General features: G+C 45.2%; 12 protein-coding genes. 7 read left to right on the forward strand and 5 right to left on the reverse strand.

The window, feature by feature from the left end:
- Positions 1-14: 14 nt before the first annotated feature.
- Positions 15-374: a YraN family protein gene (locus NFI80_RS18960; protein WP_235165798.1), complete on the forward strand. Its 360-nt coding sequence runs from the start codon at positions 15-17 to the stop codon at positions 372-374.
- Between the two features lie 19 nt (positions 375-393).
- On the opposite strand, the gene NFI80_RS18965 is transcribed toward NFI80_RS18960, so the two are convergent.
- Positions 394-1,263 carry an AraC family transcriptional regulator gene (locus NFI80_RS18965; protein WP_051350289.1) on the reverse strand — a complete coding sequence of 290 codons (870 nt, stop codon included), beginning with the start codon at positions 1,261-1,263 and terminating at the stop codon, positions 394-396.
- A 136-nt stretch (positions 1,264-1,399) separates the two neighbouring features.
- On the opposite strand from NFI80_RS18965, the gene NFI80_RS18970 reads away from it, so the two are divergent.
- The 3 genes from NFI80_RS18970 (at position 1,400) to NFI80_RS18980 (ending at position 3,128) form a co-directional block, all read left to right on the forward strand.
- Positions 1,400-2,218 carry a phytanoyl-CoA dioxygenase family protein gene (locus NFI80_RS18970; protein ID WP_235165799.1) on the forward strand — a complete coding sequence of 273 codons (819 nt, stop codon included), beginning with the start codon at positions 1,400-1,402 and terminating at the stop codon, positions 2,216-2,218.
- A gap of 78 nt (positions 2,219-2,296) precedes the next feature.
- Positions 2,297-2,617: an L-rhamnose mutarotase gene (gene rhaM, locus NFI80_RS18975; RefSeq protein ID WP_235165802.1), complete on the forward strand. Its 321-nt coding sequence runs from the start codon at positions 2,297-2,299 to the stop codon at positions 2,615-2,617.
- A 64-nt stretch (positions 2,618-2,681) separates the two neighbouring features.
- Positions 2,682-3,128 (forward strand): barstar family protein, encoded by a 447-nt coding sequence (locus NFI80_RS18980; RefSeq protein WP_235165803.1) that lies wholly within the window; start codon positions 2,682-2,684, stop codon positions 3,126-3,128.
- Positions 3,129-3,138: 10 nt separating this feature from the next.
- On the opposite strand, the gene pnuC is transcribed toward NFI80_RS18980, so the two are convergent.
- The gene (pnuC, locus tag NFI80_RS18985; protein WP_235165804.1) at positions 3,139-3,756 is read right to left on the reverse strand and encodes a nicotinamide riboside transporter PnuC; all 618 of its coding nucleotides are present in this window, start codon (positions 3,754-3,756) and stop codon (positions 3,139-3,141) included.
- A gap of 282 nt (positions 3,757-4,038) precedes the next feature.
- Here pnuC and mfd point away from each other — a divergent pair, with 282 nt between their 5' ends.
- Positions 4,039-7,392, forward strand: coding sequence for a transcription-repair coupling factor (gene mfd, locus NFI80_RS18990; RefSeq protein ID WP_235165805.1), 3,354 nt, complete (start codon positions 4,039-4,041; stop codon positions 7,390-7,392).
- A gap of 105 nt (positions 7,393-7,497) precedes the next feature.
- Entirely contained in the window at positions 7,498-8,769 is a 1,272-nt protein-coding gene (locus tag NFI80_RS18995; protein ID WP_026631927.1) for an SUMF1/EgtB/PvdO family nonheme iron enzyme, read from the forward strand.
- 53 nt (positions 8,770-8,822) lie between these two features.
- Here NFI80_RS18995 and NFI80_RS19000 read toward each other — a convergent pair whose 3' ends face one another.
- Complete coding sequence (locus NFI80_RS19000; protein WP_235165807.1) at positions 8,823-9,515, reverse strand: ComF family protein; 693 nt, start codon at positions 9,513-9,515, stop codon at positions 8,823-8,825.
- 48 nt (positions 9,516-9,563) lie between these two features.
- Between NFI80_RS19000 and NFI80_RS19005 the strand changes: the two genes are divergently transcribed.
- Positions 9,564-10,925 carry a dihydroorotase gene (locus NFI80_RS19005; RefSeq protein WP_235165810.1) on the forward strand — a complete coding sequence of 454 codons (1,362 nt, stop codon included), beginning with the start codon at positions 9,564-9,566 and terminating at the stop codon, positions 10,923-10,925.
- Here NFI80_RS19005 and NFI80_RS19010 read toward each other — a convergent pair.
- Entirely contained in the window at positions 10,908-11,333 is a 426-nt protein-coding gene (locus NFI80_RS19010; protein ID WP_235165812.1) for a (deoxy)nucleoside triphosphate pyrophosphohydrolase, read from the reverse strand. The genes NFI80_RS19005 and NFI80_RS19010 overlap by 18 nt on opposite strands.
- A gap of 83 nt (positions 11,334-11,416) precedes the next feature.
- Positions 11,417-12,442, reverse strand: coding sequence for a Holliday junction branch migration DNA helicase RuvB (ruvB, locus tag NFI80_RS19015; protein WP_235165813.1), 1,026 nt, complete (start codon positions 12,440-12,442; stop codon positions 11,417-11,419).
- Between the last annotated feature and the right edge of the window lie 30 nt (positions 12,443-12,472).

Here is a 12,472-nt window from a genome sequence, read left to right on the forward strand (position 1 = left end):
CACACATTATAAATATGGCAGCACATAATGACCTCGGAAACTGGGGTGAAGATCAGGCAGCGGCGTTTTTGGCGCAGAAGGGGTTTGAGATTGTTGAGAAAAACCATCGCAACCGATATTCCGAAATCGACCTCATTGTTACAAAAGACAAGATGCTAATCTTCGTCGAAGTCAAAACGCGCAGCAACACAGGTTTCGGCTTGCCCGAAGAATTTGTAAACGTGACCAAAGCCCGCCTGATCATGCGTGCAGCCGAACATTACATTTTCGAAAAAGACTGGATGTTCGACATCCGCTTCGACATTGTTTCCATCCTCATCCAACCAGACGGGAAGTCTGACATTTATCACATTGAGGATGCTTTTTGCAAATGAGCTCGTGTAAATAACCAGCTTAAAGCCCCTTCTGAAAACTTTTTCTATAATTAAGCGGGCTCATTTTCATGCGCCTTTTGAAGAGTTTATAAAAATGGGAGACGTCGCCGAAACCGCTGTCAAACGAGATTTCCGAAACCGGCCGGTCTGTTGACAGCAACTGTTGCACGGCGAAATTAATGCGGTAATCAATCACTGTATCCAGAAAAGTTTTGTTGGTAACCCTTTTGAAATATTTACAAAAAGCATTGGGCGACATATTAACAACTGCTGACACCTCATTCAGCACAATATCATTCCGGAAATTATCGATAATGTAGCCCAGCGCCGCATTAATGCGATCCTTATTACTATTGATCTGAGTGGCGACAACACCGTCCTGGTCCAGCAGGACAAATTCTTTGGAATCGGCCAGATCTTCTAGAATGTCCAGTAACAGCAGCATTTTTTTCAAAGCATTTTCTTCCTGCGCCAAAACGCTCATTCTGGCGCCTATTTCCTTGGCAGTTTGTCCCGTGAAATGAATGCCGTGTGCGCTGATTTTTAGCAGGTTGCGAATATTAGACAGTTCCGGTCTGTCAAAGAAGTCGGTCCCCAGGAAACTTTTGTCAAACTGCGCTACGATAGACTTGGCGTGAAAGCCAGGCGTTGAAATGCTTTCCGATTTCCAGGAATGCGGCAGATCCGAGCCCAATAATACAAGATCTCCGGCGTCAAAATCGGCCATTTGCTTGCCTACATAGCGCTTCCCTTTCCCTTTCAGGATCAATGTAAGTTCAAATTCGGGATGAAAATGATAGGGGACGTTAAACTTTTCGAGATTGAATGAGTTAACCAGAAACGACGCATCCGATCCGGAATTAATCGTCTCAAATAGGGCCTTTATCATTGACTATCTTAATCGTAGTAGATTTGTTGAGGTAAAACTAGATAATATTAGCCACAAAATATCCATTATTAGCCTAGCCACCAACAACAAAAGAAGCGAAATTTGAAATTGATTATTCCTAAACTCTTAAAAATTTATGACGACCAGAACTGCTCCCGATCTGGCTGATTTTAAGGCAATCTCTGAAACTGAAATCAATGCATTCAGAGAAAATGGTCATGTGCTCATCCCTGGCGTGCTGAATGAAGTGGAAGTGTCTCGTTACAGGGACGTTATAAACGATGCTGCCACAAAGTTCAACACCGAAAAGCGAAAGCTGGAAGACAGGGACACGTATGGAAAAGCTTTTTTACAGATTACAAATTTGTGGGAAGTAGACGAAAACGTGAAGAATTATGCATTGGCCAAACGCTTTGGAAAAATTGCCGCGGACCTTTTGGGAGTAGAGAACGTCAGAATTTACCACGACCAGGCTCTTTATAAGGAGCCTGGCGGTGGCTTCACCCCCTGGCACCAGGACCAATATTACTGGCCTGTCGATACCAAGAACACCATTACCATGTGGATGCCGCTGATTGATATAGACGTCGATATGGGCATGCTTACATTTGCTTCGGGGTCGCACCGGGCCGGTTTTGTTGAGAATGTGCCCATTTCCGATGAATCGGAGGCTATGCTTGAAAAATTTATTCAGGATAAGGGTTTCAAAATTGCGCGTGCACAAACCATGAAAGCGGGCGATGCGACCTGGCATTACGGCTGGACATTGCATTCCGCTCCGGGAAACAAATCGGCTGATACGATGCGTGAAGTAATGACCATTATTTTCATAGCCGACGGTGCAAAAGTGACGGAACCTAAAAATAAACACCAGGAAGCCGACCGGCAGCGCTGGATGTGCGGCCAGTCTGCTGGCGAAGCCCTTAATTCTCCACTGAATCCATTGATCCTTTAAAAAAATCCGTCAGCACGGCATTAGAAAGGTGTTGGCACCTGGCTTAAACAGATTTAGGGTTTAACCAAAATCGCCTTAATGGAGCAGGACAAAATTTCAGCATTCCGCATGCAATTGAAGCCGGGTAATGAGGTAGAATATAAAAAACGCCACGATGAGATCTGGCCTGAGCTGGTGCAACTGCTTAAAGACGCGGGCATTAAGGAATATTACATCTTTCTGGACGAGGTTACATTAGCCCTTTTTGCATTCCAAAAATTGGGAAGCAATGATCAGACCGCAGGTTTGGCATCATTGCCGATCATGAAAAAGTGGTGGGATTACATGGCAGATTTAATGGAGGTTAATGCAGACAATTCGCCGCAAACAGTTTCCTGCCCGGAGGTTTTCCGACTTTGACAGCTGATTTACGGTGTTGCAATTTTATTTTTTCTAACTTGCAGCTCTGTAATCCGCCGAAAATATGAAGAACACACACTTCCTGATCACCAGGGAGCAATCGGATGTCCGGACCTTGTTTCTGGGCGCATTCATCGCGCAAGTCGATGGCAGCAAAGCCACTTCATTCAAAGATTTTTACCAGGAAATTTCAACAGCCATGCATTTCCCCGAATATGACGGGAAAAATCTGGATGCGCTGGACGAAATGCTGAATGATCTGGAATGGATCAAGGAGCAAAAAGTCATCATATACATTGAAAATTCGGCAGACTGGCTCGCAAAAGAGAAATCAGAAGAGAAATTGCTGTCCGTAATCGACATTCTTGACGCGACTGCGGAGGATTGGAAATGGATGGATGAGGAAGAAGAAGGGACGCCCAAAAAGGAACTACAAATCATTTTTCACGATTCAGAACGCATCCGGACACTGCTCGAAGAACAGGAAATTCCTTATTGGGTTTTAAGCTGACCGGGATTTTTTAGTTGATTGCAGGAATTTTAGTAATGTCCTTTCTCCACTGTACATAACCGCCAACCGCGAGCGCAAGAAAAACGGCATATAATATGGCTGTCAGATACAGGTCTTTGTAAAAGTACATGGCCACGTAGCAAGCGTCTGCAATGATCCATAAGATCCAGTTTTCCAGATATTTACGCGCCATCATCCACTGCCCGATCAGGCTAGCGACGGTTAATGCGGAGTCAGCGTAAGTCAGGCTGGCATTTGTGAATTTGCCTAGTAAAAATCCCCACAAGGCTGTTACTGCAATGAAAATCAATCCGAAAATGGGATACATCCGGGCTGGCGTTCGCGATACACTGATCCCGTCGTGATTTTTTCCGCCAAATTTCCACATCCACCAGCCGTAAATGCTCGTTACGAAAAAGTAACCTTGTAAGCCCATATCCGCATAAAGCCGGACCTGCCAGAAAACAATGGCGTACAGCACCGCATTGACAATCCCGAAAAACCACCCCCAGACATTCTGTTGTGTATTTAAATAAACACAGATTGCGCCGGTAATAAAGCCCAGTATTTCAAGCCAGGTGGTGGCAATGCCCGCCAGAGAAATGGTTTGATTGAGCCAATCGGTCATATTTTCAGTGCTTTCAATGATTATTCGGCTAAATATATCAGCTCCGGGGCGATTAACAATTTTGTAATTTGCCGTGTTCTGTGTTTCCAGCTATTTTTGTGATAAAGATAGCGCGACAGGCAAAGTGGCAGACATTTGAGATATGCTGTTTGTGGCAAACATTTTGTGGCAAACATTTTGTATAAAACCGTTGTTATTTAAAATGCCGGTCAGGGAAAATCCTGAAACGGCTTTTTGCATTTACATTCACTTAGCGAACACCGCTTTATTTACGATACATAATTGGAAGTTAAAGACTTACTAACACTCTACAAAGGAGACAGTTATCTCGATATCCTGAGTACGCAAATTGCCTCAAAAGATCCCGAAGCGGCACATGTACAGATCAAAGGATTGGTTGGGAGCCTGGATGCGGTTGTGGCCGCGTCTATCCAGGAAAAAAAGAAGAGCCCGGCCGTTTACATTTTGAGCGACAGGGAAGAGGCTGCTTATTTTCAGAATGACTTGCAGAATCTGATCGGCAAAACGGAAGTTTTGTTCTACCCGACCTCCTATAAACGCCCTTATCATTACGAGGAAGTGGATAATGCCAATGTTCTCATGCGAGGCGAAATCCTGAACAAGCTGAGCGGCAGCAAATCATTGCCCACCCAAATCGTCACTTATCCGGAAGCATTGTTTGAAAAAGTGATCAATAAGCGGTCGCTGAAAGCCAACACATTTTCGGTGAAAGTGGGCGAGAAGCTTGATCCGTCATTTTTGACAGAGTTTCTGACCAGTTATGGCTTCGAGATTACGGATTTTGTGTTTGAAGCAGGTCAGTTTTCTGTGCGTGGAGGGATTTTGGACGTGTTTTCATTTGCTAATGAGCATCCGTTCCGTATCGAATTGTTTGGCGATGAGGTGGAAAGCATCCGTTCTTTTGACCCGGATACACAGCTTTCGATCGAGAGTGCGAAGCAGATCAACATTGTTCCGGACATTCAGCAGAAATTGTCACAGGAAACGCGGGAATCGTTCCTAAATTTCTTTGCGCCGGAGACGGTTCTCTGGTTTAAGGATGCCGAGCTGACATTGGAAATCATTGAAAGTTGTTTTGAGAAAGCGGAAAACGCCTTGCAGGAAGTGACCGGAGGGGGCATTCAGATCGTTTCCAATCCGCAGGACCTTTTCGAAACGCGCAGGGGATTTCTGAACCAGGTTAAGAAGTTCAAAACCGTTGAATTTGGTAAAAAAGGTTATTTCAAAACGGAAAACAAGCTTCCGTATTCTTCCAAACCGCAGCCTTCATTTAATAAGGATTTCAAAAGACTGCTCGACGATCTTTCGGAAAACCAATCGAAAGGTTATGTCAACATTATCGTTGCCGAGCAACCCAAGCAGCTCGACCGGCTTGAGAGGATTTTTGAAGACCTGGATCCATTTGTAAAATTCCGACCAATGCACATTTCTCTGCGGGAAGGATTTGTGGATGATAACTTAAAGGTGGTTTGCTACACCGATCACCAGATTTTTGCCCGTTTTCATAAGTACAGACTTAAAGAAAAATTCAGCAAATCAAAGGCGATCACGCTCAAAGAGCTTAAATCGCTGCATCCGGGCGACTTTGTAACCCATGTGGATTATGGAATCGGCCGCTTCGCAGGCATGGAGCGGAAGGACGTAAATGGCAAGGAACAGGAGGCGATCCGGCTGATTTACAGAGACAATGATTTGCTTTATGTGAGTGTGCATAACCTGCACAAGATCGCAAAATATACGGGTAAGGAAGGCACACCGCCCGCCATGAGCAAGTTGGGTTCTGGTGAATGGGAAGCCAAAAAATCGAAGGTCAAGAAGCAGCTCAAAGACATTGCGCACGAGCTCATTGCGCTTTATGCCAAGCGGCGCCAGGCACCGGGTTTTCCGTTCTCGCCCGACAATTATATGCAAGCCGAGCTGGAATCGTCCTTTTTATACGAAGATACGCCCGACCAGGCTACGGCGACAGCCAATGTAAAAGAAGATATGGAAAAAGCGCATCCGATGGACCGGCTGGTTTGCGGGGACGTGGGTTTTGGTAAAACCGAAATCGCGATCCGCGCGGCTTTTAAGGCCGTTTGCGACAGTAAGCAGGTTGCTGTGCTGGTGCCGACGACCATTTTGGCGATGCAGCATTTCAAGACATTCAGTGAGCGATTAGGCGATTTTCCTGCAAAAGTAGGTTATATCAACCGTTTCAAATCTCCCAAAGAGATCAAGGAAACGCTGAAACAAGCCGAAGAAGGCAAGATTGACATATTAATAGGCACGCACCGCATTCTGAATAAGGATGTGAAATTCAAGGATTTGGGGCTCTTAATTGTCGATGAGGAGCAAAAATTTGGGGTTAAGGCCAAAGACAGATTAAAGGAAATGCGGGTGAATGTGGACGTGCTGACACTAACGGCGACGCCGATCCCGAGAACATTGCATTTCTCGCTTATGGGCGCACGCGACCTTTCTGTTATCGCTACGCCACCACCTAACCGTCAGCCGGTTACGACGGAAGTGCATACATTCAGTGAAGAATTTATCCGCGATGCCATCAGCTTTGAAGTGCAGCGTGGCGGACAGGTTTTCTTCGTCCATAACCGTGTGAATGACATTGAATCCATTGCTAACATTGTTTTGCGCCTCGTTCCCGATGTGCGCATAGGCATCGCACACGGGCAAATGGACGGTGATAAGCTGGAAAAAGTAATGGTCAATTTCATTGAAGGTGAATATGACGTGCTTGTTTCGACCAACATTATCGAGTCTGGAATTGACATTGCGAATGCCAACACGATCATTATCAATTCGGCGCATATGTTCGGTTTATCGGATCTGCACCAGATGCGCGGGCGTGTAGGACGTTCCAATAGAAAAGCTTTCTGTTATTTGCTAACCCCTTCTGTTTCCACATTAGCGAGCGATTCGCGGAAGCGTTTGCAGACATTAGAAGAGTTTTCTGAACTCGGCGATGGATTTAAAGTGGCTATGCGTGATTTGGACATTCGCGGCGCAGGGAACTTGCTGGGTGCGGAGCAGAGCGGTTTTGTGAATGATCTGGGCTATGAGCTATATCACAAAATGTTGGATGAAGCTGTTTCAGAATTGAAGAATAATGAGTTTAAAGATCTGTTTTCCAATGCCTTAGGCCTGCCATCCAAGTTGGTTCCGGATTGCCAGATCGAAACCGATTTCGCGACACTGATTCCTGATGATTATGTCAAAAATATTTCAGAAAGATTGTCGTTATATACCCGCCTCGACAACATTTCGACGGAAGAGGAGCTTGCCAAATTCGAGAAAGAGATCCTCGACCGGTTTGGCCCGGTTCCTGGCGAAGTGGAAGATCTGTTGAAAACCGTTCGTTTGCGCTGGGAAGCAGAGCTTTTGCATTTTGAAAAATTAACTTTGAAAAGCAATACATTGAAAGGCTACTTCGTTACTTCGCAGAACGACGAATTCTTTCAGTCTCCGAAGTTCGGGCAGGTGATTGATTACATTAAACAACACCCAAGAAAAATTGCTTTAAAAGACCAGAAAGGCAAGTTAATGCTTATTTGTGAAGACATTAAAAGCATTGAGCAAGCCAGAAAGGTTCTGATGGAGATGACCGGGTCACGATGACCAATAATTGATTTTTAAAAATAATTTCTTTTCATTTCTTACATTTGCGATTTCGCATACTATAAAAATACCAAACACTTAAGTCACTTTAAAGCAATGATTTGCATGCATAAGATGGGTATCCGGTCGATCGCGTTGATTCTGATTGTGTTATTAGCGGCTACTGCCTGTAGTAAAAAGAAACGACCAACCAGTCTTAAACCTGGTAAAACGAGCTCTAAAACGGGTTTGGCTTACAATGGCAAAGACGGGTTCGAGGTTAAACAGTACAAAGCATTGCCAGCAGGCCCCGACCTTGTTTATATCGAAGGCGGCCGGTTTACAATGGGTTCTTTGGAAGAGGAAGTGATGGGAAGACGGGACAATCCAAAGCGTACTGTCAGTATCCAATCCTTTTACATGGACCAGACAGAGGTGGCAAATGTCCATTATCTTGAATATCTAAACGCAGTTCAAAGAGATTCATCTGAGGAATTTTACAGTAAAGCATTACCTGATACCAATGTTTGGTACAATGAATTATCATTCAACGATTCATATGTGACCATGTATTTGCGTCACCCAGGCTTCCGCCTGTATCCGGTTGTGGGTGTGTCGTGGGTTCAGGCGAATGATTATTGCGCTTGGAGAACGGCGGCAGTAAGTCAGGCTAACAACACAGCCGGACAAGCAGCAGCGGGTCCTAAGAAGAAAAAAGGCTTCTCTTTTGGCAAGAAGAAAAAAGATGCAGCAGCGGCAGACGCGGCAGTTGCAGCGACGGATGCACCGGCACCACAGCTTAGAATTGAAAGTGGTTACGTAATGCCTCCTTACCGTCTTCCAACAGAAGCAGAATTTGAATATGCTGCAATTGCGATGATTGGAACACAATATTCTGATGAAAATCAATCCAACCAGCGTATTTATCCATGGGACGGTTCCACAATGCGTCAGCCACGCGGCCGTAAGCAGGGAACAATGCTTGCCAACTTCAAACGTGGTCCTGGTGACTACGCGGGTATCGCAGGTAAATCCAATGACGGAGCGATCATTACACAAGAAATTCGCTCGTATCCTGCCAACGACAATGGTCTTTATGACATGGCTGGAAACGTAAGCGAATGGGTTTATGACGTTTATCGTCCGCTTTCAAACAGCGATGTAAATGATTTGAACTCTTTCCGTCGCGATGGATATCAGGATGAGGCTAAAAATTACGATAACAAAAACAGCAACTCCCTGGTTAACGATAATTTGAGAGTTTACAAAGGTGGTTCCTGGTCGGACGTTGCATACTGGTTATCACCAGGAACACGTCGCTACATGGATCAGGATTCAGCGACTGCAATGGTAGGTTTCCGTTGCGCAATGATCGCAACTGGAAGTCGTAAAGAATAGGATTAGATTTAAAAGGATATATGGAAGGCGTTGCTCATCGGGCAACGCCTTTTTTAATGCTCTGCCAATGCAATGGTGAGGATTGTGAATGATTCGCAACCTACGAGTTTCAATGTCTGCACGCATTCTTCAAGCGTCGCGCCCGTAGTGAGCACATCGTCGATAATAATTACGTTTTTGTAATCAATGTGATCTTTCACGGCAAAAACCCCTTTTACATTCTCCCTTCGTTCTGTTTTGCTTTTGCCCGTTTGCGTGGCGGTGTGTTTTGTTCGTTCCAGAATCATTGCTGACCACGGAATGCCGGTTGCGTTAGCAAAACCTTCTGCCAGCAAATCGCTTTGATTATAACCTCTTGATTTCTTTTTGTTAGCATGTAAAGGCACGCTAATGATCATTTCGGCTTCGGAAAGCATTCCTGCTGTCATCATTTCCTGCCCAAACATAAATCCCAGCAGCAACCCCACATCCTGATTTCCTTTGTATTTCAATGCATGCAGCAGGCGTTGCACTTTTCCTTTTTTGGTAAAAAGCAAAAAAGAGTGCGTCAGAGCCACTTCGGGAACATTTACAAACTTGTAACGAATAACATCCTGATGCAGGCCGTGGAGATGAATCCTGGGCAGGGAAATCATGCAGGAAGTGCAGATGGTGGCTTCGTTACCGACGAGCGAGCTGTCGCAGGCTTCACAACATCTTGGGAAAATAAGGTCGGTGAAATCACTTAAAAAATTTTTCAGATTCATTTTTGGTTGTTTTAAATAACTTTGCATCACATCAAAATTCACCCCCGAATGACCACGCTGATCGTAAATGCCCAAGTTGTCAATGAGAATGAGATCCATGAGTTTGACGTAATTATTGAAAATGGTCACATTCAAAGGATCGGAAAAGATTTACAGCACATTGCGGCGGATCGGGTCATTGATGCAAAAGGGCAGTATCTGATGCCGGGAGTAATCGACGACCAAGTGCATTTCCGCGAGCCTGGGCTGACCTACAAAGCAAACATTTACACTGAATCCAGAGCAGCCGTTGCAGGCGGCGTGACATCGTTCATGGAAATGCCGAATACGGTTCCTAACACGCTCACGCAGGCGCTTCTGGCAGATAAATACAAGATCGGCGCGGACACTTCACTGGCCAATTATTCCTTTTTCATGGGCGCTTCCAATGACAATTATGAGGAAGTGATGAAGACAAATCCGGCCGAAGTTTGCGGGATCAAGATTTTTATGGGCTCGTCAACGGGCAATATGCTTGTGGATGCGCCAGAGGTTTTGGAAAAAATATTTGCAAACGCCCCCTGCATCATCGCCACACATTGCGAAGACGAGCCAACCGTGCGGCAGCGAATGGAGCATTTTAAAGAAAAATACGGCGAGAATGTGCCTTACAACATTCACGCATTGATAAGAAACGAGGAAGCGTGCCTGAAATCGTCCACATTCGCGAGCGGACTTGCGCATAAGCACGGCACAAAGCTGCATATCCTGCACATTTCGACGGGTGATGAGGTTGTGCTTTTTGAACCGGGAATCAGGAAAAACGGTCAGATTTTGTTGAGCGACGGAACGCCGAAATTAGTGACTGCCGAAGCTTGCGTCCATCATTTGTGGTTTGATGCCGAAGATTATCATACGCTTGGAAACAAAATTAAATGCAACCCGGCAATCAAAGCGCCGCACCATAAAGAGGCAATTCTGCAAGCCGTGCTGGACAACCGCATCGACGTGATCGCAACGGACCATGCGCCTCACACCATTGAAGAAAAAGCACAAGGTTACTGGCAGGCGCCTTCGGGCTTGCCTTTGGTGCAACACACATTGAATGTAATGTTGGAACTACACAAATCCGGCAAAATATCGATTGAAAGAATTGCTGAGAAAATGAGCCACGCTGTTGCCGACTTATTCCAAATCAGCAAACGCGGTTATATACGTGAAGGTTACTGGGCAGATCTGATCTTAGTGGATTTGAATGCGCAAACGACGGTGGAGCCGGGTAATATCTATTCAAAATGCGGCTGGTCGCCGTTCGAGGGAGTTAATTTTCAATCCAGTGTAACCCATACATTTGTGTCAGGAAATCTGGTTTTTGAGAACGGGAAATTCAATGAAAATCAGAAGGGGCAACGGCTACTTTTTAGCCGCTAAATAGCCATAATAGTTTTCGATCACATTCAGGTCGGCTTCGGTCCAATCCAGTGTGGGCAATTGCCCTGGCGTAAGCCACAGGATCTGTTCGTGCTCGGTTAATGTAATGTCGAGTGTTTTGAGTTTGCAAACGAAGGGAACGAGGATAATTTCGCGCCAGCCCTGATCTTTGGAAGTTTCGGGCAGCCGGTCAATTATTTCAATTTCAACATTAAGCTCTTCGATGATTTCGCGGGCGAGTGTCTGTTCGTCCGTTTCACCTTTCTCTTGCTTGCCGCCGGGGAATTCCCATTGCAAGGGGAAAGATAATGCAGCGCTACGTTGTCCAGCCAGTACTTTTCCATTATGTTCAATCACAGCACAGGGCACTCTCACAACCAATTTTTCGGAAACCAGTACTTCAATCATAGAGGCGGTTAGTAATTTACCGCAAAAATACAAATTTCAATGTTAATTCGCGATTAATTCTTAAAACTTCGCGGAGTATTTGATCAGAATAATTCTCCTGAACGATAGGTCGGTAGGATGCCTAAATGCTTGTAAGCCTTCTCCGTAACCTCACGTCCGCGCGAAGTCCGTTTCATATATCCCTCTTTGATCAGGAATGGCTCGTACACTTCCTCAATCGTTTCCGCTTCCTCGCCGCAAGCCGTTGCAATGGTGGAAATTCCAACCGGTCCGCCTTTGAATTTGTTGATAATGGTAGACAAAATGCGGTTATCCATTTCATCAAGGCCATTCTGATCTACATCCAGCGCCAGCAATGCCATTTCAGCAATTTGAACGGTAACCTTTCCATTTCCCTTTACTTGTGCAAAATCACGTGTTCGTCGCAATAGATTGTTTGCAATACGAGGCGTTCCGCGGCTTCTACGAGCAATTTCGTAGGCGGCATCTTCTTCCAGCGGCGTTCCCAAAATAGCTGCGGAACGCTTTAAAATCGTGGATAACAATTCCGCATCATAATATTCAAGACGTGCATTAATGCCAAATCTCGCCCTAAGAGGAGAAGTAAGCATTCCGGCGCGTGTTGTTGCTCCTATTAATGTAAAAGGGTTTAATCCTATTTGAATGCTGCGTGCATTGGGCCCGCTATCGAGCATAATGTCGATTTTATAATCTTCCATTGCCGAATACAGATATTCTTCGACGATGGGATTTAAGCGGTGGATTTCGTCGATGAATAAAACGTCATGCTCCTGCAAATTCGTCAGCAAGCCGGCAAGGTCACTTGGTTTGTCAAGAACGGGCCCGGAAGTGATCTTGATTCCAGCGCCTAATTCATTGGCTACAATGTTGGATAATGTTGTTTTCCCAAGTCCCGGAGGCCCATGAAGCAATACATGATCCAGCGCATCGCCACGCTGGCGCGCTGCCTGAACGAAGATTTTAAGGTTTTCCAGAATTTTGTCCTGACCTGTAAAGTCGTCAAAAGTAAGCGGTCGCAATGCGCGCTCAACTTCTTTTTCAGTATTGGAAAGATTTTCTTTATCTCCGGACAAATAATCCTGACGCATAATAGTCGGCTAAATAAACAAAAAAATACT

It is taken from the genome of Dyadobacter chenhuakuii (genome assembly GCF_023821985.2).
Taxonomy (GTDB): domain Bacteria; phylum Bacteroidota; class Bacteroidia; order Cytophagales; family Spirosomataceae; genus Dyadobacter; species Dyadobacter chenhuakuii.

Excerpts from the sequence above, each read along its gene's own strand:
- pnuC (WP_235165804.1), bottom strand. The coding sequence starts at position 3,756 with ATGACCGATTGGCTCAATCAAACCATTTCTCTGGCGGGCATTGCCACC.
- NFI80_RS18980 (WP_235165803.1), top strand. The coding sequence starts at position 2,682 with ATGAAGAACACACACTTCCTGATCACCAGGGAGCAATCGGATGTCCGG.
- NFI80_RS18995 (WP_026631927.1), top strand. The coding sequence starts at position 7,498 with ATGCATAAGATGGGTATCCGGTCGATCGCGTTGATTCTGATTGTGTTA.
- NFI80_RS18970 (WP_235165799.1), top strand. The coding sequence starts at position 1,400 with ATGACGACCAGAACTGCTCCCGATCTGGCTGATTTTAAGGCAATCTCT.
- NFI80_RS18965 (WP_051350289.1), bottom strand. The coding sequence starts at position 1,263 with ATGATAAAGGCCCTATTTGAGACGATTAATTCCGGATCGGATGCGTCG.
- ruvB (WP_235165813.1), bottom strand. The coding sequence starts at position 12,442 with ATGCGTCAGGATTATTTGTCCGGAGATAAAGAAAATCTTTCCAATACT.
- NFI80_RS19005 (WP_235165810.1), top strand. The coding sequence starts at position 9,564 with ATGACCACGCTGATCGTAAATGCCCAAGTTGTCAATGAGAATGAGATC.
- NFI80_RS19000 (WP_235165807.1), bottom strand. The coding sequence starts at position 9,515 with ATGAATCTGAAAAATTTTTTAAGTGATTTCACCGACCTTATTTTCCCA.
- NFI80_RS19010 (WP_235165812.1), bottom strand. The coding sequence starts at position 11,333 with ATGATTGAAGTACTGGTTTCCGAAAAATTGGTTGTGAGAGTGCCCTGT.
- rhaM (WP_235165802.1), top strand. The coding sequence starts at position 2,297 with ATGGAGCAGGACAAAATTTCAGCATTCCGCATGCAATTGAAGCCGGGT.
- NFI80_RS18960 (WP_235165798.1), top strand. The coding sequence starts at position 15 with ATGGCAGCACATAATGACCTCGGAAACTGGGGTGAAGATCAGGCAGCG.